At 38.2% G+C, this 20,999-nt stretch carries 25 protein-coding genes and 1 pseudogene; 16 read left to right on the plus strand and 10 right to left on the minus strand.

Annotated elements, in window-relative coordinates; genetic code table 11:
- Nucleotides 1-9 precede the first annotated feature (9 nt).
- The gene (locus AC4CUZ_RS18550) at nucleotides 10-732 is read right to left on the minus strand and encodes a GntR family transcriptional regulator (RefSeq protein WP_178928922.1); all 723 of its coding nucleotides are present in this window, start codon (nucleotides 730-732) and stop codon (nucleotides 10-12) included.
- A 292-nt stretch (nucleotides 733-1,024) separates the two neighbouring features.
- On the opposite strand from AC4CUZ_RS18550, the gene AC4CUZ_RS18555 reads away from it, so the two are divergent.
- From AC4CUZ_RS18555 to ureC, 14 genes are all read left to right on the plus strand, one after another.
- Nucleotides 1,025-2,107, plus strand: coding sequence for a porin (locus AC4CUZ_RS18555; protein WP_485138936.1), 1,083 nt, complete (start codon nucleotides 1,025-1,027; stop codon nucleotides 2,105-2,107).
- Nucleotides 2,108-2,190: 83 nt separating this feature from the next.
- Nucleotides 2,191-3,651, plus strand: coding sequence for an NCS1 family nucleobase:cation symporter-1 (locus AC4CUZ_RS18560; protein ID WP_178928923.1), 1,461 nt, complete (start codon nucleotides 2,191-2,193; stop codon nucleotides 3,649-3,651).
- Nucleotides 3,652-3,761: 110 nt separating this feature from the next.
- Nucleotides 3,762-4,460 carry an aspartate/glutamate racemase family protein gene (locus AC4CUZ_RS18565; RefSeq protein ID WP_178928924.1) on the plus strand — a complete coding sequence of 233 codons (699 nt, stop codon included), beginning with the start codon at nucleotides 3,762-3,764 and terminating at the stop codon, nucleotides 4,458-4,460.
- Between the two features lie 168 nt (nucleotides 4,461-4,628).
- On the plus strand, nucleotides 4,629-5,642 hold the full coding sequence (gene alc / locus AC4CUZ_RS18570) for an allantoicase (protein ID WP_178928925.1): 1,014 nt from the start codon (nucleotides 4,629-4,631) through the stop codon (nucleotides 5,640-5,642).
- A 5-nt stretch (nucleotides 5,643-5,647) separates the two neighbouring features.
- On the plus strand, nucleotides 5,648-6,142 hold the full coding sequence (locus AC4CUZ_RS18575; RefSeq protein ID WP_490748088.1) for an ureidoglycolate lyase: 495 nt from the start codon (nucleotides 5,648-5,650) through the stop codon (nucleotides 6,140-6,142).
- 142 nt (nucleotides 6,143-6,284) lie between these two features.
- Nucleotides 6,285-7,247 carry an allantoinase PuuE gene (puuE, locus tag AC4CUZ_RS18580; RefSeq protein ID WP_178928927.1) on the plus strand — a complete coding sequence of 321 codons (963 nt, stop codon included), beginning with the start codon at nucleotides 6,285-6,287 and terminating at the stop codon, nucleotides 7,245-7,247.
- Nucleotides 7,248-7,700: 453 nt separating this feature from the next.
- Nucleotides 7,701-8,183, plus strand: a complete 483-nt coding sequence (ureE, locus tag AC4CUZ_RS18585) for an urease accessory protein UreE (protein WP_005100601.1) — start codon at nucleotides 7,701-7,703, stop codon at nucleotides 8,181-8,183.
- Entirely contained in the window at nucleotides 8,170-8,835 is a 666-nt protein-coding gene (locus AC4CUZ_RS18590; protein ID WP_005100599.1) for an urease accessory protein UreF, read from the plus strand. The genes ureE and AC4CUZ_RS18590 overlap by 14 nt, the downstream gene beginning before the upstream one ends.
- Nucleotides 8,836-8,852: 17 nt before the next feature.
- The gene (gene ureG, locus AC4CUZ_RS18595; protein WP_005100598.1) at nucleotides 8,853-9,467 is read left to right on the plus strand and encodes an urease accessory protein UreG; all 615 of its coding nucleotides are present in this window, start codon (nucleotides 8,853-8,855) and stop codon (nucleotides 9,465-9,467) included.
- A 14-nt stretch (nucleotides 9,468-9,481) separates the two neighbouring features.
- Complete coding sequence (locus AC4CUZ_RS18600) at nucleotides 9,482-10,048, plus strand: HupE/UreJ family protein (protein ID WP_490748089.1); 567 nt, start codon at nucleotides 9,482-9,484, stop codon at nucleotides 10,046-10,048.
- Between the two features lie 71 nt (nucleotides 10,049-10,119).
- Nucleotides 10,120-10,998 (plus strand): urease accessory protein UreD, encoded by an 879-nt coding sequence (locus tag AC4CUZ_RS18605; protein ID WP_005100596.1) that lies wholly within the window; start codon nucleotides 10,120-10,122, stop codon nucleotides 10,996-10,998.
- 100 nt (nucleotides 10,999-11,098) lie between these two features.
- The gene (gene ureA, locus AC4CUZ_RS18610) at nucleotides 11,099-11,401 is read left to right on the plus strand and encodes an urease subunit gamma (protein ID WP_000422459.1); all 303 of its coding nucleotides are present in this window, start codon (nucleotides 11,099-11,101) and stop codon (nucleotides 11,399-11,401) included.
- Nucleotides 11,402-11,420: 19 nt separating this feature from the next.
- Nucleotides 11,421-11,729, plus strand: a complete 309-nt coding sequence (locus AC4CUZ_RS18615; protein WP_005100595.1) for an urease subunit beta — start codon at nucleotides 11,421-11,423, stop codon at nucleotides 11,727-11,729.
- Nucleotides 11,730-11,771: 42 nt separating this feature from the next.
- Entirely contained in the window at nucleotides 11,772-13,472 is a 1,701-nt protein-coding gene (gene ureC / locus AC4CUZ_RS18620; RefSeq protein ID WP_490748117.1) for an urease subunit alpha, read from the plus strand.
- A 509-nt stretch (nucleotides 13,473-13,981) separates the two neighbouring features.
- On the opposite strand, the gene AC4CUZ_RS18625 is transcribed toward ureC, so the two are convergent.
- Nucleotides 13,982-14,296: a BrnA antitoxin family protein gene (locus tag AC4CUZ_RS18625; RefSeq protein WP_038350244.1), complete on the minus strand. Its 315-nt coding sequence runs from the start codon at nucleotides 14,294-14,296 to the stop codon at nucleotides 13,982-13,984.
- On the minus strand, nucleotides 14,259-14,570 hold the full coding sequence (locus AC4CUZ_RS18630; protein WP_063454728.1) for a BrnT family toxin: 312 nt from the start codon (nucleotides 14,568-14,570) through the stop codon (nucleotides 14,259-14,261). Before AC4CUZ_RS18630 ends, AC4CUZ_RS18625 begins: the two co-directional genes overlap by 38 nt.
- A gap of 410 nt (nucleotides 14,571-14,980) precedes the next feature.
- Between AC4CUZ_RS18630 and AC4CUZ_RS18635 the strand changes: the two genes are divergently transcribed.
- The gene (locus AC4CUZ_RS18635) at nucleotides 14,981-16,972 is read left to right on the plus strand and encodes a hypothetical protein (protein WP_490748090.1); all 1,992 of its coding nucleotides are present in this window, start codon (nucleotides 14,981-14,983) and stop codon (nucleotides 16,970-16,972) included.
- Between the two features lie 96 nt (nucleotides 16,973-17,068).
- Here AC4CUZ_RS18635 and AC4CUZ_RS18640 read toward each other — a convergent pair whose 3' ends face one another.
- Both AC4CUZ_RS18640 and AC4CUZ_RS18645 read right to left on the minus strand, forming a co-directional pair.
- Entirely contained in the window at nucleotides 17,069-17,359 is a 291-nt protein-coding gene (locus AC4CUZ_RS18640; protein ID WP_005093398.1) for an addiction module antidote protein, read from the minus strand.
- A gap of 1 nt (nucleotide 17,360) precedes the next feature.
- A pseudogene (locus AC4CUZ_RS18645) lies at nucleotides 17,361-17,495 on the minus strand (type II toxin-antitoxin system RelE/ParE family toxin); the annotation flags it as partial.
- 67 nt (nucleotides 17,496-17,562) lie between these two features.
- Between AC4CUZ_RS18645 and AC4CUZ_RS18650 the strand changes: the two are divergent.
- Nucleotides 17,563-18,728, plus strand: a protein-coding gene (locus AC4CUZ_RS18650; protein WP_085944217.1) for an IS3-like element ISAba22 family transposase whose coding sequence is annotated in 2 segments (ribosomal slippage) — nucleotides 17,563-17,821 and nucleotides 17,821-18,728 — 1,167 coding nt in all. Because the reading frame shifts where the segments join, the coding sequence is not laid out codon by codon here.
- 308 nt (nucleotides 18,729-19,036) lie between these two features.
- Here the strand turns inward: AC4CUZ_RS18650 and AC4CUZ_RS18655 are convergent.
- The 5 genes from AC4CUZ_RS18655 to AC4CUZ_RS18675 form a co-directional block, all read right to left on the minus strand.
- Nucleotides 19,037-19,372 (minus strand): type II toxin-antitoxin system HicB family antitoxin, encoded by a 336-nt coding sequence (locus tag AC4CUZ_RS18655; protein WP_035270373.1) that lies wholly within the window; start codon nucleotides 19,370-19,372, stop codon nucleotides 19,037-19,039.
- Nucleotides 19,369-19,617 (minus strand): type II toxin-antitoxin system HicA family toxin, encoded by a 249-nt coding sequence (locus tag AC4CUZ_RS18660; RefSeq protein ID WP_044425274.1) that lies wholly within the window; start codon nucleotides 19,615-19,617, stop codon nucleotides 19,369-19,371. The genes AC4CUZ_RS18655 and AC4CUZ_RS18660 overlap by 4 nt, the downstream gene beginning before the upstream one ends.
- 105 nt (nucleotides 19,618-19,722) lie before the next feature.
- On the minus strand, nucleotides 19,723-20,250 hold the full coding sequence (locus tag AC4CUZ_RS18665) for a plasmid pRiA4b ORF-3 family protein (RefSeq protein WP_000537572.1): 528 nt from the start codon (nucleotides 20,248-20,250) through the stop codon (nucleotides 19,723-19,725).
- Nucleotides 20,251-20,344: 94 nt separating this feature from the next.
- The gene (locus AC4CUZ_RS18670; protein ID WP_176538571.1) at nucleotides 20,345-20,659 is read right to left on the minus strand and encodes a BrnA antitoxin family protein; all 315 of its coding nucleotides are present in this window, start codon (nucleotides 20,657-20,659) and stop codon (nucleotides 20,345-20,347) included.
- The gene (locus tag AC4CUZ_RS18675) at nucleotides 20,646-20,933 is read right to left on the minus strand and encodes a BrnT family toxin (protein WP_004884492.1); all 288 of its coding nucleotides are present in this window, start codon (nucleotides 20,931-20,933) and stop codon (nucleotides 20,646-20,648) included. Before AC4CUZ_RS18675 ends, AC4CUZ_RS18670 begins: the two co-directional genes overlap by 14 nt.
- Between the last annotated feature and the right edge of the window lie 66 nt (nucleotides 20,934-20,999).

The following is a 20,999-nucleotide window of genomic DNA, read 5'->3' on the forward strand; positions in this document are numbered from 1 at the left end:
CTAGCCAATCTAATTTTCTATTTTTTTATCTTGAAATAATTCAAGTAAATCAGAGTGGTTTGCAGCTGGTTGTTCTTTCAGAAATATGTTCGCATAATCTTCTAAATGTTCTTCCATAAGGGAAGTTGCGAGTTGTTCATCACCTTGCTCAATTGCATTAAGAATAGCCGTATGCTCCTCAATCGAGCAACTGTTATGGGCTGGGGACTCATACATGCGGATTAATAATGACGTTCTGGCAATTAATGTTTGAAGGTAGTTCGTCACCAAGGGATTGTTATTAATTTCGCTCAGCTTTAAATGGAAGTCACCTGAAAGTTTTACCCACTCTTTCCAGTTACCATCAGAAAGCGCATTTTCTTCTTTTCTGACTAATTCTCTTACACTTTGTAAATTCACATTTTTCGCACGTTTCGCGAGTTTTCTGACTGTTCCCAATTCCAGCATGCTACGTGCCTCAAACACAGCTTTGGTGTCTTCTAGATCATGCTCAGCAACAATAGCACCACGATTTGGCTGTATTTCAATAATTTTATCGTGAGCGAGCTTTACAAAAATCCGTCGAATCACGCCACGCGTAACTCCAAATGCCTTACATAAGGGTGCTTCAACCAAACGAGTACCTGGTTTTAATTGACGATTTAAAATTGCATCTAAAATTGCATTATAAATGTGCATATCTATGTCTTTGTTATTCAGTGCTTTTTGGCTTTCATCTGAATGCAATGACATTTTTTAGGGTCTCCTTAGCGCATTGAAGTTACAAAACAGTGCAAATGTTAGACGGGGCATAAAGAGCTAATTATAGGCTCTAAACGATTTTAGCAATGAATGTGTATAATGCAAAGAAAAATAAAAAATATAAATATTAGATATTTAATTAAAAATCATGTTGATAAAAATGAAGATTTTAAAATTAAATTCATTGTTGGCTCAAAATTTGCATTGTATGGATTGTGCACAATACTGAATTATATTATCAACAATTTGACTGAACTTTGTGAGTCATTTTTGGGAACGACTTATGTTGCAAGTTAAGAAAAGTATCTTGTTTGGAGTGATGGCCTCTTGTGCAGGTTTTTGTCATGCAGGGGTGGAATTCAACACAGATAGTGTGAATGTGAAAATTAGCGGTTTGATTGATACTGGTATTGCAACAGTGACAAACGTGAAGGGTGGAACCAAGACTGAAGCTGTAGATAGTATTTTGGGTGTGTCTAACATTGGTTTTAGTGGAAACTATAAAATTGATGAAGATTATCAAGCCTACTTTAATTTGCAGTCTGGTTTTAAACCTTCAAAAGGTGAACAAAACAAAGATGGTGAGCTTTTTGACCGAAATGCATATGCGGGCCTGAAAACACCTTATGGTTCATTAAGTGTCGGAAAACAATGGACGTTTAACGATGATTGGTTTGTCGGTAGTGTATTTAAAGGCGGTTATAACTCAGGTGCCATCTTTAAAATGTCTGAGTTCGATGCTGTAAGTGAAATTTACAGTAATACTTTTAAGTATTCTTCGCCTGAACTGAATGGTTGGCAGTTTGGTGCTTTATATGCCACAGATGATGACTCTGCGAAAAATACACACGGGCAGATTTTCTCTGGTGCAGCGAAATATACAACACCAAAACTGATGTTAGGCGCAGCCTATGAAGATCATGAAGCACATGATACCGATAATCATTATAGATTAACCACTTTAGCTTCAAAGTATACATTTGACCAATTGACCACCCGTTTAGGTTTTGCATACGCAGATATTACAGGACCGGGTCAATATGCAGCGATTGCAAGCAACTCAGCTGACCAAAAGGCGTGGGCTACTGAGGTGGGTGTGGATTACAACTTTACCCCGAAGCTCACCGTATCAGGCGATGTGATCTATAAGCAAAATACAACATTTGATCATGACGCGATGGTCTATAGAGCGCTGGCAATTTATCAAGTACGTAAACCTCTTAGCTTAGTCGCAAACCTTGCTTATCTGACAAACGATGATGGCTCAAGTGAAAGTTTAGTTAACACTGATTCAACACTCCCTGGGGGGGGTTATGCAAATCAGGACCAACTTTCATTGGCTTTGGGCATGAGACTGACATTCTAGCCACAAAACAAAGACCACGAGCTTAGAGCCTATCCAGCGATAGCTTGTAACCGAATTTAATGAATTTAAAATGAGAGATCACAATGGATAACAACTCAGAAGCATTAATTAAGCCAGGTTATGACCCCGCTTTAACCAATCAGGATTTAGCACCACTTAAAAAGCAGACTTGGGGCTCATACAATATTTTTGCCTTTTGGATGTCTGATGTACACAGTGTTGGTGGATATGTCACAGCAGGTAGTTTGTTTGCATTAGGTTTAAATAGCTGGCAAGTTCTAGTCTCCTTATTAATTGGCATTGTAATTGTTCAGTTCTTTGCCAACTTGATTGCCAAACCAAGTCAAAAGACCAGTACACCGTTTCCTGTCATTTGTCGTGCAACTTTTGGTGTTTTGGGGGCCAACATCCCTGCGGTGATTCGAGGATTGATTGCTGTTGCTTGGTATGGGATTCAAACCTATTTAGCATCAAGTGCTTTTATTCTGGTTATCCTTAAATTCTTTCCTGATATGGCGATATATGCTGATGTGAAGCAGTATGGCTTCTTAGGACTTTCATATTTAGGCTGGATTGGTTTTATGCTGCTTTGGGTGTTACAAGCAGTCGTGTTCTGGTCGGGTATGAATAGTATTCGTAAATTTATTGATTGGGCTGGGCCAGCTGTTTATGTGGTCATGTTCGCCATGGCGGCATGGTTGGTATATGAAGCGGGATGGGAAAATATCGATCTTAATCTGGGTGGCGTGAAGTACGAAGGTTTAGATGTATTACCCGTCATGATTGGTGCTATCGCCATTGTTGTTTCTTACTTCTCTGGACCTGTCTTAAATTTTGGTGACTTTTCTCGATATGGCAAATCATTTGAAGCTGTTAAGTTCGGAAATTTTCTAGGTCTACCGGTTAACTTCCTTGGGTTCTCATTATTAACTGTGGTATGTATTGCTGCGACTTTACCAATTTACGGCAAATTAATTACTGACCCTGTTGAAATGGTTGGTAAATTGGACAATACCTTTGTAGTGATTTTAGGTAGCTTAACGCTCATGATTGCTACAGTCGGAATTAACATTGTCGCGAACTTTGTCTCGCCAGCATTTGATTTCTCAAATGTCTCTCCAAGTAAAATCAGCTGGCGTATGGGTGGGATGATTGCAGCAATTGGCTCTATTTTCATCACCCCTTGGAATCTATTTAATAATCCTGAAGTTATTCACTATACCATTGATATCTTAGGTGCTTTTATTGGTCCGTTATTCGGTATCTTGATTGCAGATTACTACTTTGTTAAGAAGCAAAACATTGCCGTAGATGATCTTTATACATTAGATAGCAAAGGTAACTATTGGTATAAAAACGGCTATAACTACAATGCAATTTATGCCTTGATTCCATCCGCAATTATTCCAATTTTATGTGTGTTGCTTCCGCAATGGCATGTACTCGCAAATTTCAGTTGGTTTATTGGAATGTTCTTAGGGCTGCTCACTTACAGTGTGATTAGTATGAGATCACCCGTCAAATATTCAAAATCAATAAATTAAGACTCAATTTAACCCCGTTAAGCCATTAGCGGGGTTAACTGTTAGCACGAATCTGAATCTATTTGCTTAATAGATTTCTCAATTGAATTATGAAAGATCAAAGGTTAATTATGCGTATTCAAGTCATTAATCCAAATACCAGTCTGGAAATGACACAATCTATTGCAGAAAGTGCGAGAAATGTTGCGGCCGAATCCACAGAAATTTTGGCGGTTTCTCCAACTCAAGGTGTTGCGTCAATTGAAGGACACTATGATGAAGCAATTGCTTCCTTTCATTTATTAGATTTGATTAAACAAGGGCAGACGCAACAAGTCGATGGTCATATCATTGCGTGTTTTGGAGACCCGGGTTTAGATGCTGCTCGAGAGTTAACAGATGCTCCAGTGATTGGTATTGCAGAAGCGGCTTTTCACATGGCCACTTTAATTGCAACAAAGTTCTCTATTGTAACGACGCTTAAACGAACCAAAATCATTGCGGAACATCTGTTACACCAATATGGCTATACCCATAAATGTGAAAAAATCCACTGTATCGATTTACCTGTTCTTGATCTAGAAACGAATGAAACAGAAACCTATGAAAAGTTACTTCAGATGTGTTTATTCGCGAAGCTGAATGATGGGATTGGTGCAATTGTTTTAGGCTGTGGGGGAATGTCCAAACATGTTGATCGAATTTCCCAAGAGCTACAAATTCCAGTAATAGATGGGGTGACGGCTGCGGTTAAATTACTCGAAGCACTGCATGGTTTAGGACTGCGTACCAGCAAATGGGGTGATTATGACTACCCAACTCAAAAGTAAGGCTTGAGCATTTTTAGAATTTAAAGACAGTCATTGTCTATGCATTACATGGGTTTAATTATTCAGCATATGCACGTTACAAAAAGAGATGCCGCTTTACTCAACGCGCGAATTGTAACTTTTATGCTCAATAGATTTTATAGATATCATTTTTAGTTTGGAAAACATATGGCAACTTTACATGCACCGACTTTTGAGATTCCTTCACATTTACAGCAGTATACAAATCTAGCGGATGAAAGAATTGGAGCAAAAGTGATTGATTGCTCTGATGATTTTTTTGCAGAAGCAAAACGGATGTTAAACGCGAGTGCACCGATTTTTGTCGAAGATAAGTTTGATGATCATGGTAAATGGATGGACGGCTGGGAAACACGCCGTAAACGCCATGCTGGATATGATTGGTGTATTGTCAAACTGGGAGTCGCTGGAAAAATTCGCGGTTTAGATATTGATACGACATTCTTTACAGGAAATTATCCAGCATCAGCTGCACTAGAAGCATGCTATGCCCCTAGTGATGAGCTTGAGCAGGTCGAATGGCAAAGCTTTTTACCCAATAGTATTCTAGGTTCCAGTCAGCATCACATTTTTCATGTTGAATCAGAACAGGTGTTTACCCATATTCGATTAAATATCTTCCCAGATGGTGGGGTAGCCCGTTTACGTATTTATGGTGAAGTTCAGATTCAAATCAAAGACAGTGGGCAAACACTGGATTTACTCGCACTAGAAAATGGTGGGCGAGTCATTGCTTATAGTGATGCACATTTTGGACATCCACGTAATCTGATTAACCCGGGAAGAGGCGTAAACATGGGGGATGGCTGGGAAACCAAGCGCCGCCGTGAACCGGGTTTTGATTGGTGTGTATTGGCATTAGGTCAAACTGGGACCATTGAAAAAATTGAAATTGATACGGCACACTTTAAAGGGAACTTCCCAGCACAAGTTTCTATTCAGGCTGTATATGTGAAAGACGCGACCGACCCTCAATTGATACCGCAAAGTATGTTTTGGCCATTTTTACTCGAAGCCCAAGACATGCAAATGGATCACGTACATAGCTACATTGATCAAGTTCTCGCACATGAGAAAATCTCACACATTCGAATCAACATGATCCCAGATGGCGGTATTAGTCGTATTCGTTTATGGGGTAAAGTCACGACTACAGTGTAACTGACATGAATAAAATTCAAATACAGCCATTAACTGCTGAAAACTTCAAGCCCTTTGGCGATATTCTCATGACGAAGGGGAATGATTTTTTTTATATTAATGAAAAGCATACCGAACGCTATCACGATTTGGCAGAAATACAATCAGATGCAAAAGTCGGCATGAGTATTTTCAATAATATTAAGGCAAGTCAGTTTCCTATAGAAATTTCGATGCTTGAAAGACATCCGCTCGGCTCGCAAGCATTTGTCGCTATGCATGGGCAAAAGTTTGTGATTGTTGTTGCGGAAAGTTTAGATAAAGACACTCCTGATCTGAATAAAATTAAAGCTTTTATTACTAATGGTAATCAAGGCGTTAATTATCACGCAGGAACTTGGCACCACCCGCTTATCACCCTAGAAGCACCGAGTGAATTCATCGTTGTAGATCGTATTGGGGGTAGTCAGAACTGTGATGTATATCCATTCGAAAACATGCTTTATGTAGAGTCAGAATAATTAAGATTTGAACTTTAGTTTTGATGCTTAGAGTATTGAATTTAATGTAGAAAAACCCTGCAATACAATCAAATTGCAGGATGTAAAAACCTAGTCTTAAGCAATAGAAATAGCGTTTTATTTATCTTGCGAGGAAATAAAAGTGACACAAGATTATTTATGTGGACAAGACCTGATCGACCACATTCAGAATGCACCATATTCACGAGATTTGATTGGCTATCATGGTGAACCACCTAAAGTAGAATGGCCAAATGGCGCTCGTATTGCAGTACAGTTTGTACTGAATTATGAAGAAGGGGGTGAAAACCATATAGAACATGGTGACGCTGGTTCTGAGCAGTTCTTATCGGAAATCATTGGGGCTGCAAGTTTCCCAGACAAACATATGTCGATGGATTCTATGTATGAATATGGGTCACGCGCAGGATTCTGGCGTATTCATCAGGAGTTCAAAAAGCGTAATTTACCTATGACGATTTTCGGTGTGGGCATGGCTTTAATTCGCAATCCCTATATTGTACAAGCCATCAAAGATGCAAATTATGATGTAGTTTCACACGGTCAGCGTTGGATTCATTATCAAGACATGCCCATTGAGCTAGAACGCCAATATATGGATCAAGCCATCAGTGTGTTGGAAACTTTATTTGGACAAGCGCCGATTGGTTGGTATACAGGTCGGGATAGTCCTAATACCCGTCAGTTATTGGCCGAGTTTCCACAAATTAAATATGATAGTGATAATTATGGTGATGACTTGCCATTTTGGAGTTCACTGACGGATGCTACAGGTAATAGCCGTCCACACTTAATTATTCCTTATACCTTAGAAAGCAATGATATGAAGTTCAGCTCACCAGGGGGATTTAACAGTGGAGAGCAATTTTATCAATATCTAAAAGATTCGTTTGATGTGCTTTATAAAGAAGGTGAAAGCTCTCCCAAAATGTTATCTATTGGAATGCACTGTCGTATTTTGGGGCGTCCTGGTCGTTTTAAAGCTCTACAACGCTTTTTGGATTATATTCAAGCACATGAGAATGTTTGGATTTGTCGACGAGGGGATATTGCTGAACATTGGTATCAGCATCATGCGGAATAAGGAACCTGTCTGAGTTCAATTATACGTTTAGAAATAATTAACTTATGCAACAACATCCAAAATGCTATCTATGCAGAGTTTCTAGGAAATGAAGTGGAAATTTTTTAGATGGATGGGGGGCTTCATCTTTTTTCTGTATAGGCAAATCAGACAGACTATATTTGTTTAGGAGAGTGATGGTAGCCCATAAAATTGTGTGAAAAATACAACTCGCGAATGGTACTGGCGTGAAAAGATACTTTAATAGTGCAACTCACTTATTTATTATTTTTTATTTGAAATTAAATAATTAGGTTTTAATTTTACCCTAAATATTTTGATCTCCATTAGAAAATAAATGTTGGTTCAAAAATTGCTTCTATGTTTATTGTGGTGCAATTTTGCATGCAGGAATAAATTTTGAATCAATTTAGGTCAAAAGTAATACCAGATAAAGTAAAGCATGGAGAAAAAATGGAAATTTATACTCAACGATTAGAAGCAGTTACAGAAAATTGTGACTTTGATGTCATTGAGCTGACTTTCGATACGCGCCAAAAGAGCCGTTTTCGTGCAACTTTAAAAAATGGGGTAGATATTGGTGCAGATTTACCGCGCACAGGCATTTTACGCAGTGGATCATATATTTCGACGGAAAGCGGAAATATTCTTAAAGTTGAAGCGAAACCAGAAAAACTGATGAAAGTTTCGGCACAGCAAGAATTTGATTTATTAAAAGCTGCATATCATCTCGGCAATCGTCACGTTCCCTTAATGTTGACGCCAACAGCATTATATTTCGAACCAGATCATGTACTGGCTGAAATGGTAGTGGGTTTGGGATTAAACGTTGCAGAGGTAGATCATCCTTTTGAACCAGAAAGCGGTGCTTATGCACAACATCAACATGATCATCGCTTAAGCCCAATCAAGACTTTACATCATGTCCATCACTAATCCGTCACAACTACTCAGCTTGTTGACCTTGTCATCAACTGCGTTACCGATAGGGGCATATTGCTATTCGCAAGGTGTGGAAAGTGCCATTGATCGAGGGCTGATTCATGATGAAGCCTCCAGCATTGCTTATTTTGAAGAAGTGCTGGAAATGCTCTTGGTTCGTTTTGAGTTGCCAGTGCTGAAACGTTTAATGCAATACAGTGATGACGAAGTAAATTTTACTTACTGGGCAAACTTTTACCGCGCCAGCCGTGAGAGTAAAGAGCTACTGGCAGAATCGAAACAGTTGGCATTTTCTTTAAATGCATGGATTAGAGACGTATTAAAGCAACCCGTTAAAGTGAAAAAACAGCTGGGCTTTGTTCCAGTGTATGGAAACCTGTGTGGCACCTTGGGGCTAAATCAAACAGAAGTACTCACGGCTTATACCTTTACCCTTTTAGAAAATCAGGTCTTGGCGGCAGTTAAAACCGTACCGCTTGGACAGATGAGTGGTCAGCGTATTTTGTGGCATTTACATGCGCTTATTCCCGCAGCAATTACGCGTGCGCTGGCATTGCCAGACACAGAAATCAGTAGTGCTTTACCGCAATATGCCATGCTCAGTATGCACCACGAGACCCAATATTCAAGACTATTCAGATCATAATTTTAAGAGGAAAAAATATGTCACAACGTAGCCCATTACGTGTAGGAATTGGTGGACCAGTCGGGTCGGGTAAAACAGCGCTGACCTTGAATTTATGTCAGGCCTTGCGTGAAAAATATAATATGGCTGTCGTCACCAATGACATTTATACCAAAGAAGATTCAAACTTTTTAACCCGCAATGAAGCCATGTCTCCAGAGCGTATTGTTGGGGTGGAAACAGGTGGTTGTCCGCATACTGCCATTCGTGAAGATGCGTCTATTAACCTCGCGGCAATTGATGATTTATGTGAAAAGTTTGATGGGCTTGAGCTGATTATTATTGAAAGTGGTGGAGATAATTTGGCAGCGACATTTAGTCCTGAGCTTTCAGATTTAACCCTGTATGTGATTGATGTGGCGGGAGGAGAAAAGATTCCACGTAAAGGTGGTCCAGGCATTACCAAATCCGATTTGTTGATTATCAATAAAACCGACTTGGCACCAATGGTCGGCGCAAACCTAAGTGTGATGGACCAAGATGCTAAACGTATGCGTGGCGATAAGCCGTTCTTGTTTAGCAATATGAAAACCAAAGAAGGTTTGGAAATTATTATTTCGTTCATTGAAAAACAAGGTCTATTCAAAGCTTAATTCGGGGAAACACCATGACTTATTTAAAAAGAACTTTAGTCACTTTCGCCGCAGCTTTTCCAATGTGGGCAATGGCACATCCCGGACATGAACAACAGAATAGTTTCTTGACGGGCTTTATTCATCCATTTACTGGAATTGATCACCTCACAATGGCAATCGCTTTTGGTGTGCTGCTGTGGTCAGCGGCTAATCGTTGGAAAGTAGGCGGATTGTTGGGTTTAGTTGTGGCCATGATTGCGGGTTTTAGCCTTGGGCAGTTGCATATCGTTTCCGCAAATATTGCTGAATACGGCATTGTTTTCTCCTTATCTGTTCTTGCCATTGCCCTATGGACCAAAGCCAATCGACTGTTTGCAGTTGCGACTATGGTTTTAGCAAGTTTTCATGGTATGGCGCATGGTGCCGAATTGAGTCATTCAGGTCATGTGATCGGTTTAGTCTTCGGCATGGTTGTTGCTATGTCTTGTATCTACGCAGGTGGCTTGGGTTTAGGTGCATTGTTACAAAAATATGTGCCACATGGTAAGAAAATTGTCGGTGGAATTGCCGCAGTTGTTGCATTGATTGGTTTGGCTTAATGATTTTTAGGTCGTTTTGATGAACAAATTTCAGCACAGCAAATTATTGGTATTGATCACGCAGAGGAAGCATGCAGGATTTAACCGTCAGTCGAACGCATGATGCTCAATTATGGTTTGCCAAGTTGGAACTCGGTTTTCAGGCTCAAAAAGAGCCTGAATGCACGGTGTTACATCACCGCAAACATTATGGTCCTGTTCGGGTACAAAAAATGCTTTGGCCTGAAAAAACAGGGGTTTGCCATGCCATTATTGTGCATCCACCTGCGGGCATTGCGGGTGGGGATCACCTGACTTTTGATATGTCTGTCGATGCGCAGGCTCATGCCTTAGTGACCACCCCGGGCGCAGGTAAATGGTACAAAACCAATGGTAAAAAGGCCTATCAGCATATCAATATTTGTTTGAATGCTGATGCTATTTTTGAATGGCTGCCGCAAGAAACCATGCTGTTTAATGGTGCGAATGCGCATTCAGAAACCATCATTCATTTGGATCATGCAGCCAGTTTTATTGGTTGGGACATGTTGGTCATTGGTCGCCAAGCACGTGAAGAGCAATTTAGTGATGGTGCCTATAGCAACCAGTTCAAATTGTTCCGTAATCAAACTTTGTTGGTGGCAGATACTTTAAGTTTTAAGGGCAATGACCGCTGGTTAAGTTCATGCCTAGGCATGCATGGTCAATCTGTGATGGGGAGTTTCTGGGCCGTGCCCCCCATGCAATATCGTGCCAGTCTAGATTTAGAACAGTATTTGGATTTAATCCGTGAACTGATGATGCGTATGGATGTACCTGTCACCTTAACGGTTTTGGATGATGTGATTTGTGCGCGCTATTTGGGGAATGATGTTCGGCAATGTCACGATGCTTTTGCTGCCATCAGAGCGAAATTAAGACGCTATTGGTACGATCTGGATGAAGAATTCCCACGTATTTGGAGAACTTAAATTCATTTTAGCCTGTAATTTCAAGACCAAATGACACAACGATTTTTGGTCATGTATAGCTCATGAGCGAAGCATCTCCACGTTTAAATAGGTAAAAGATATGGAATTAAATCCAACAGAAAAAGACAAACTTTTAATTTTTACCGCGGGTTTGGTTGCAGAGCGCCGTAAAGCACGTGGTTTAAAGCTGAATTATCCTGAAGCGATTGCGTATATTTCTGCTGCCTTGCTTGAAGGTGCACGCGATGGCATGAGCGTAAGCGAGCTGATGCACTACGGCACGACTTTACTGAGCCGCAATGATGTGATGGATGGCATCGCAGAAATGATTGTTGAAGTCCAAGTTGAAGCAACCTTTCCAGATGGTTCAAAACTGGTGACTGTACATCAACCGATTATGTAAAGAACTATAAGGAATAAAGATGATTCCAGGTGAAGTAATTACGTCAGATCGCGATATTGAGTTAAATGTTGGACGTGAAACCCTAAAAATAACGGTTGCGAACGCTGGGGATCGACCAATTCAAATTGGTTCGCATTTTCACTTTTATGAAGCCAATGATGCTTTGCAATTTGAGCGCGAGCGTGCCAAAGGCTACCGTTTGAATATTGCTGCGGGCACCGCAGTACGGTTTGAGCCGGGTCAGAGCCGAGATGTCGAATTGGTGGCACTAGCAGGAAAGCGTGAAGTGTATGGTTTTGCGGGTCGAGTGATGGGGAAACTTGACTAAGTCGGGCCATCAAAATCTTTTAAGAATTTAGAGTAATCTATGATGAAAATGTCACGTCGTGCATATGCGGAAATGTTCGGACCAACCGTAGGGGATCGTGTTCGTTTGGCGGATACGGAACTGTTTATTGAAGTCGAACAAGACCTGACCACTTATGGTGAAGAAGTTAAATTCGGTGGTGGTAAAGTCATTCGAGACGGCATGGGGCAATCCCAATTGTTGGCAGATGATGTTGCCGATACCATCATTACCAATGCACTTATTGTCGATTGGTGGGGCATTGTGAAAGCCGATGTCGGTTTAAAGAATGGTCGTATCTGGAAAATTGGTAAGGCGGGAAATCCTGACATACAACCCAATATCACCATTCCGTTGGGAGCGGCCACGGAAGTGATTGCGGGGGAAGGTCAAATTCTAACTGCAGGCGGCATTGACACGCATATTCACTGGATTTGCCCGCAACAGGTAGAAACTGCACTCATGTCAGGTACAACCACTATGATTGGTGGCGGAACAGGTCCAGCAGCAGGGACATCCGCAACCACAGTGACACCGGGACCATGGCATATTGCGACCATGTTGCAAGCCATCGATGATTTACCTATGAATATTGGGCTATTGGGCAAAGGAAATTTGAGTTTGCCCGATCCTGTCCGCGAGCAGATTGAAGCAGGTGTGGTGGGTTTAAAACTGCATGAAGATTGGGGTTCAACCCCTGCTGCCATTGATAACTGTTTGACTGTCGCGGATGAATATGATGTGCAAGTCGCAATTCATACTGATACTTTAAACGAGAGCGGCTTTTTAGAAGAAACGTTGGCGGCATTTAAACAGCGTACCATTCACACCTATCATACTGAAGGTGCAGGTGGTGGTCATGCGCCTGATATTTTAAAAGCTATTGGTCAGGCCAACGTGTTACCATCTTCAACCAATCCGACGCGCCCATATACGGTTAATACCATTGATGAGCATTTGGACATGCTGATGGTATGTCATCATTTAGATCCTGCGATTTCAGAAGATGTTGCATTTGCCGAAAGTCGAATTCGTCGTGAAACCATTGCCGCGGAAGATATTTTGCAAGATTTGGGCGCAATTTCCATGATGTCGTCTGATTCACAGGCAATGGGGCGTGTGGGCGAAGTGATTATTCGTACATGGCAAACCGCACATAAAATGAAAGTGCAGCGTGGACCGCTAGAAGGTGATACGCCATATACGGATAATCAGCGGGTTAAACGTTATATTGCGAAATATACAATTAATCCAGCCATTACCCACGGTTTGTGTCATGAAGTCGGCTCGGTCGAAGAAGGTAAGCTGGCAGACTTGGTGCTGTGGAAACCTGCATTTTTTGGTGTTAAACCTGCCATGATTATTAAAGGCGGTATGATTGCAGCAGCACCAATGGGGGATATTAATGCGTCCATTCCAACGCCGCAGCCTGTGCACTACCGTCCCATGTTTGGCGCAAATGCCCGCGGTGTGCATAACACCTGTATTACCTTCTTGTCTCAGGCAGGAATTAATAATGGTGTAGCGGAAAAATTAGGTCTGAAGAAAATCATTTCTGCATGTAAAAACACACGTAATATTTCAAAAGCCGATATGAAGCACAACACCTATACACCAGTGATGGAAGTTGATTCGGAAATCTACGAAGTACGGGCAGATGGCATACATTTGACCTGTGAACCAGCAGAATTATTGCCAATGGCACAGCGTTATTTCTTGTTTTAATTAATTATCTTGCTTAAAAGCCAGCCAATTAATCTCTCACGAGTTTAAAGTCTTAAATCCATAACGTGAATAAACTCCTTTATGGATTTTTGGCTAATGATTCTATTTACTAAGCATGAGTATTTAGGATACCCAAACTAGTTTTAACTAACTGGCATGTCCTTTCAGGCTTTGTTGCACAAAGATTTTAAAATTAGAACAGCTCTAAGCTAATTAAAACGTAATCATTCGATGAATACCTTACTAGATTTCAGGCAGGTTTCCAGTTATGTGGCAGCAGCTCTCACCATTTTTTATGGCGATGGCTATCACTTAACCGTACCGAATTTGTCGGAAACTTATTTAAGCAAATTTCATACCTGAGTTGTCGATTAAATTTGAGTGGATTGCGATAGCTCAATTTTTTAAATCTTTATGCAACAAAGCCTTATGAACTTAAAGTATCATGTTCTAAATTTAACATAATCTATATTATACGCAATCAAAAATGGGAGCCTAAGCTCCCATTTTTATTGATGATTTTTTAATTCTTTAAGCATGGCATCCCGTAAAATTTTATTCATTCGTGTTTGATAGCCTTTGCCTTGGGCTTTTAGCCACTGCATGACATCTGCATCGATGCGAACCGTAGTTACTTGTTTAGTCGGCTTGTAAAATGGATTTTGCACTGCATTTTTCCAGAAGCTGTCATCAAGTTCAGGAATATCTGAAAAATCGATTTCACTGTCTGGACGTTTAGCTAATGCTTCCAGTCTTGCCTTTTGTTCTTCAGACAAAACAGGAGGATTATTCAAATCCATTTTGTAAGTAACGGTTTTGCTCATACTGTTTCCTCTCTTTTTTCTCTGCCTGTCGTGCCGAAATAATGCGGATATGATCCATCCCATTATGGTCTTGTACTGTGTGGGCCACCAATAAAACAGCTTGCCCATGTACCATACCTATCGCTTGCCAACGATATTCACCATTTTCAAAGCGATCCTGTTTGAAGACGGCATAGGCATCATAAAAAACCAAGGTTGCATCTTCGAAAGCTACACCATGTTTTTTGAGGTTTGTATCTGCTTTATGCTCATCCCATGAAAACTCAATTTCCATAGTTGTATCGCTTTTTGTTAATATAAAAATGTTAATACAAAATTGTAAATTTTGCAAAGTTGTTCCACTTTTTATTGGCAAAATATTACAGAATCGAACATAAAAAAGCCGACTTGTTTCAAAATCGGTTTTTTGGTCATTTTAGAATTTTTCTGGTTTTGTTAAGTGTTTGATATTTATATTAATATACAAGTGTATTGCATATAATCGCCATTATGTTAAATAGCCGATAACTAGATGAATCATAGAGATACAATACTTCATAATTTTTTATTTTAAAGCATAGATCCGAAACGCTATATTCTCATGTAAGAAAAATACTAAATTTTAGCAGACTTTTAAACACGTATATCTTATATAATAACTTAACTTATTAATAAATATATATTTTAATCACAGGTAAAACCTATATGTCATCACAACCTTTTGTTAATTCTGGTATACATCCACAATTTGCGTTAGACAGATTTAAGGCTACAGAAAAAACAATAATTAATAAGTTAAAAGAGTTTTGGTACGTCACATCTAGTGGAGATAGTCTTAAGATTAAGAATTCAACATATGATTATTTTTTAATTAAGCCAACTACTCAATTTACAGAGAAATTTAATTTAGATAGAGAAATAGTATGTTTATTTAGCCCATATGAAAATTTTGAGCCAAGAACTTTAGATGTATTTGATACAATTTTTCAAAAAATGCCTAAATCACGTGTAGAAAACTTATGTGCTATCTTAATAAGTAAAAATTCTAGCGTAGAAGAGCAAGTTAAAAAAATATCAAACTCCGATCCTGAACAAAAAATTATTATTCCTTTCACGTATGATGAAATTCATAAAAATCTAAATTCTGAATTATATGATAGTAGATTTAGAAAAGTTTTTTATTCAAGAGATTTATTTGCATTTAAATCACCTCTCAAAAAAGACAGCTATTTTTTTGGTCGAAATAATTTAGTTAATGAACTGGTTAGTAAACATAATTCCAGTGAGCATGCTGGGGTATTTGGATTGAGAAAAAGCGGTAAGACATCAATTATTTATGCCATTCAACGGAAGCTTAATATAGAAAAAAAATCTTGTGTAATGCTTGATTGTGAAAGCCCTGCAATACATCAAAAAAGATGGTATGAACTATTAAAAGAAGTAGTACAAGAGTATAAATCTTTGAAGATTTCAAATGTTCGTATTGATTTAGATAGTCGATATGATGAAAAAAATGCAGCTAAGAGTTTTGAAGAAGATATTCTAAAAATATATAATTCTAAAAAAAAGGAAACTACGTTATTCATTTTTGATGAAATTGAGAGAATCAGCCCATTTACAGGATCCTCTCAACATTGGTCTAATGGCACTGATTTTATTTATTTTTGGCAAACATTAAGATCGTTTTATCAAAAACATCCATCCGTTTACACCTATATGCTTGTAGGTACAAATCCTAAATGTATAGAACAGCCTCAATTTTTTGGTCAAGATAATCCAATTTATTTGTCTTGTTCCATTCATTATTTACCTAACTTTTCAGCAAATCAAGTCATTGAAATGGTTGGAACTTTAGGTAGGCTGATGGGGCTTAATTTTGGTACAGATATTTGTGCCTTACTGCATAATGATTGTGGTGGACATCCTTTTTTAATTAGACAAATGTGTAGTTTTATTCATAATACTTATAAAAATGAAAGACCATTTACAGTAGATAAAGCTACATACCGTACGGCATTAGCAGATTATAAATCTAATCTTCAACAATATTTTGACATGATGCTAAATGTTTTATCATCTTGGTATCCAGATGAATATGAAATGTTAATAATGCTTGCTTTAGAAGATATAGAAACATTTAATGAGTTTGCAAAAGATAATCCTAGTATGGTTGACCATTTACTTTCATTTGGTCTTATTCAAAAAAGTTACAATCACAAGTATGTTTTAAGTTTAGATTCTCTTGAAATTTATTTGAAAAATAAAAATAAATTTAAAAAAATTACACTTTCTGATGAGGAAAAGTTAGAAGAAATTTCGTTAAGAAGAAACAGATTGGAAAAAAAATTAAGAAATTTAATTTTAAATGGACTCAGGTTTGCTTATGGTAAAAAAGCTCAAGAAGAACTATTAAAAGCGATTCCAGAGGATAGAAGAGAAAAATTGAGGTCTTCTTCTATTAATGACTTACTTAGTAATAATACCCAACTGTTTTTTATAGACTTAAGGAATATTCTTAATAAAAATTGGGATAAATTTTCTAATGTTTTACATGATTTTGAGAAAGTAAAATTCTTAATGATCTTAGATGATCTTAATAAATATAGAGTTGATGCTCATGCTAAAGATATTGATGAAACAGATTTTAAACAAATTAGGATTTATTTTGACAAGCTTGAAAGTTTGCTAGAATCTTAGATTAATTTAAGATTTTCTAAAATTAACATAATACACCTTATACGAAACTAAAAATGGGCGCCTTTAGCTCCCATTTTTATTATATTTTTTAAAGTCTTAGGCGTGTTGTACTGTGAGTTTTAAGCCTAAAGCATTCACTACACGATTAATCGTATCAAAACGTGGTGCTGAATCATGACGTAGGGCTTTGTAGAGTGCCTCACGCCCAATTCCTGCTTCTTTAGCGATTTGAGTCATGCCACGAGCTTTGGCAATAACACCAAGTGCATGAGCTAATTCAGCTGGATCATTCTCTTCAAGAACCATATTGAGATACATCACAATGTCTTCTTCAGTTTTGAGTGACTCAGCCATATCAAAACTTGGTAAATCAGCTACTTTAACCATTTTAATCCTCCAACGTTTTCGATAGTTTGACTGCACGATCGATGTCTTGTTGTTGAGTTGATTTATCTCCACCACCAAGCATTACAATCACAACGTCACCATGTTGGATGTAATACATCCTCCATCCAGAACCGAAGTGATGTGTGCTGAAAAAACAGGAGGTTTTAACTTGGTAAACTAAACACACTCATCAGGAGTTTACCATGAGCAAGAAACACAAGACTTACACCACAGAATTTAAAGCTGAAGCCATCAAATTAATTGAAGCCAATCAAGGCAATGTCTCGGAAACAGCTAGACAACTTAGCATTTCAATGCAAACTCTTTCAAATTGGAATACCAAAGCAAAGGCTGGAACTTTAGCAGGTACAAAACAGTATTCACCTGATCTAAACGCTCTACTCGAAGAAAATAAAAAACTCAAACAACAGCTCAAAATAGCTGAAATGGAACGTGAATTTTTAAAAAAGGCAGCAGCGTACTTTGCCAAAGAAAGTCAGTAAGGTACGCCTATATGAAACAAAAAAGATATTCTTTTCCAATTACCTTAATGGCTCGATTACTTCATGTTTCAGTTTCATGTTTTTATGATTGGCTCAAGAGAGGCGTGAGCAAAAGAACGATTCAACGAAATCAACAGACGATATTGGTGAAAATAGCCCATGAGGAGACAAGGCAGAGCTATGGTTATATTCGATTAACCAAATACTTACAAGCTCAGGGTATAAAAATGAGTATGTACGCTGTACGTCAGATAAAAGCGCTGAACCACCTGTATTGTAAGCGACACAAGCGTTTTAAAAGGACTACGAATAGTGACCATAATCGAGCGATCTATGAAAACCTGCTGGAGCAACAATTCTCAATGACTAGACCAAATCAAGCATGGTCAAGTGATATTACGTACATATGGACTGTTGAAGGATGGCTGTACTTAGCAGCGGTAAAAGACCTTTACACGAAGCAAGTGGTTGGCTATAGCTTAAATGAGCGCATGACAGCACAGCTTGTTTGTAATGCGCTAAATATGGCTATTCACAATCAAAAACCAACCAAAGAACTGATTGTGCATTCAGACAGAGGAAGTCAATATTGCAGCCATGAATATCGAAATATACTTGAGCAATATGGTTTTCAAGGTTCAATGAGCAAGCGCGGAGACTGTTACGATAATGCACCGATTGAAAGCTTTTGGGGAATACTGAAAAATGAGTTAGTGCATCATTACAACTATCAAACCAGAGAAGAAGCCAAAGCAGATATTATAAAATACATTGAATTATTTTATAATCATCGAAGAATTCAAAAGGGTTTGGGTTTTAAGACACCAAATCAAATGGCCGAAGACTTTTATAAGTTGGCTGCCTAGAATCTCCCAAGGGAAAGTCTCCTGATAATTCAGCGTATATCAACTTTATACATGCGAAGAGTAAGTGATCTCAAGGAAGAAGAGTTAGATCAATATTATATCCCTATAGAAGAATGGAAAAAACGATTAGGGTTAAGAACAGAATAAATCGTAGAGCTTTTTTAGAAGATTAGATTTTGTTTTTGCTAAAAAATTAGTTTTTCTAAAATTAACATAATACACCTTATGCGAAATCAAAAAAGGGAGCTGTAAGCTCCCTTTTTTACTAATTTTTTCAATTTTTAGATGTCAATCTAGGCTTCAATAAATTAAGCACCTAAACGCATTAATTTCTCTTGAATCGCATCGCTTACAAAAGCATTAAGAGAATTATCACTTGATGCTAAAACAGCTTTACGGTGTAACTCAGGACTAATACGGACATTAAATGTACCTTTGAATGGCTGATCGGGTTTTTTACCTAATTCAGCACAAGACTCTAAATATCCATCGACAGATTCCTGAAAAGCTTGTTCAAGAGTTTTTAATGTTTCTGCTTCATAAGTGATGAGATCACGGATAAATGCAAGCTTTCCAAATAACTCACCTGTTTCAAGATCAGGTTCAATTGTACCTAGATAACCTTTGTATTTTAAATAGCTCATAAAAATCCCTCCTGCTTGAGTGCCTGTTTTACAGATTTCAAAGCCCCACCTTTGATTTCATTTTCAGGGTGTGGCCTGTGCAGTAAAATCATGTGTTCAGTTTTCGTATTAAAAAAACGGACACGAGAGCCTGCCATTTCAAATTTTTCATAGCCGAGCTGATTCAGTAAAACGACTAAATCTTTATACGGAAATGTATTTTTTGAATTTCCAAATTTTTCCAGTAACTTTTCCGTTTTACCCATACTTCAGCCCTACTGCTATTGCAACTAAGTATAGTTACTTTTAAATAATAATTGCAACTATATTTAGTTGCAGTTTCGTATAACAGCCCTTATGTTAAATCAGGTTTAAAACTTAATATCATGTGAATTAAAGTAGGTCGGATCAAACTCTATCTCTCCTATTTCATCCTCGATAATTTGCATGTAATCGTCATATCTTGGATGTTTGGGGTCTTGTAATGCATCTAAAATATCAAGATATCCAAAAATTCCTCCAATATCTTCAAATGGAGCATGATTTTGACCATCTATACAACATGGATATTTTTTATTTAAATCAGGAGATTGTCTGCTTTCTACAGTAATCAAATGTTCCCAACAATCGCCAAAATCATATGTATATATAATTTTTTTACCTACACGTAGAACTTCTTTCAATTTTTGTCTTTTATTGATCTTTTCATGCTTAATAGTCGTGAATTCATGTAAATGGCTATCTTCCCAATCAAAAGCAGATTGAATTGCCTTATGGAGCCTAGATAAAGTAGCTGCCGATGAAATTTGAATAGTTCTCCAGATTTCAGGATCACTACCTAGCAGACTAATTTTTAATTGAAAAACTTCATCAGAAGATTTGAGCTTTACAGTTCCCATAACAGCCTAGTTCTCAAAAAATAGTTTTAGTAAATCTAAAATTAACATAATACACCTTATGCGAAGTCAAAAATGGGAGCTTAAGCTCCCATTTTTACTGATGATTTTTTAATTCTTTGAGCATAGCATCCCGCAAAATTTCATTCATTCGTGTTTGATAGCCTTTGCCTTGAGCTTTAAACCATGCAAGTACATCAGCATCTAAACGAATGGAAGTTTGTTGCTTCACTGGGCGATATAATTGATTATGGCGTACAGCATTGCTCCAGTCGGTAATTTCAGGCATATCTGAGAGATCTAGCTGATCGTCAGGAACCGTTCCCTTAGCAAGCAAGCGTTGAATTTCAGCATCTTGCTTGTCGCTGAATTTTTCATTCAGTTCTTTGCGTGAGTATCTAACCATGCTCATATCTATCTCGCTCCGCTTTGGTGACTTGTCTTGCACTAATGATTCGTATGATTTCACAGTCATCTTCATCAAAGATGGTGTGAGCTACTAAGAGCATTAGTACGCCTTTTACTTTTCCAATGGTTTGCCAACGTTCTTCACCATCGGTATGTCTGTCTTGGATTGAGATCCTTAATGGATCATCAAAAACAAGGCTTGCTGTTTCGAAAGAGACATCGTGCTTTTTCTGATTCTTTCGATTCTTTGCCTCATCCCATTCGAAATACTGTTCCATAAAAAACATTCAAATTTGTATATACAATAATGTATCACAAAATTGTATCACTCAAGCTGAAAAGCG

Source organism: Acinetobacter sp. 789_lipA (assembly GCF_058242845.1).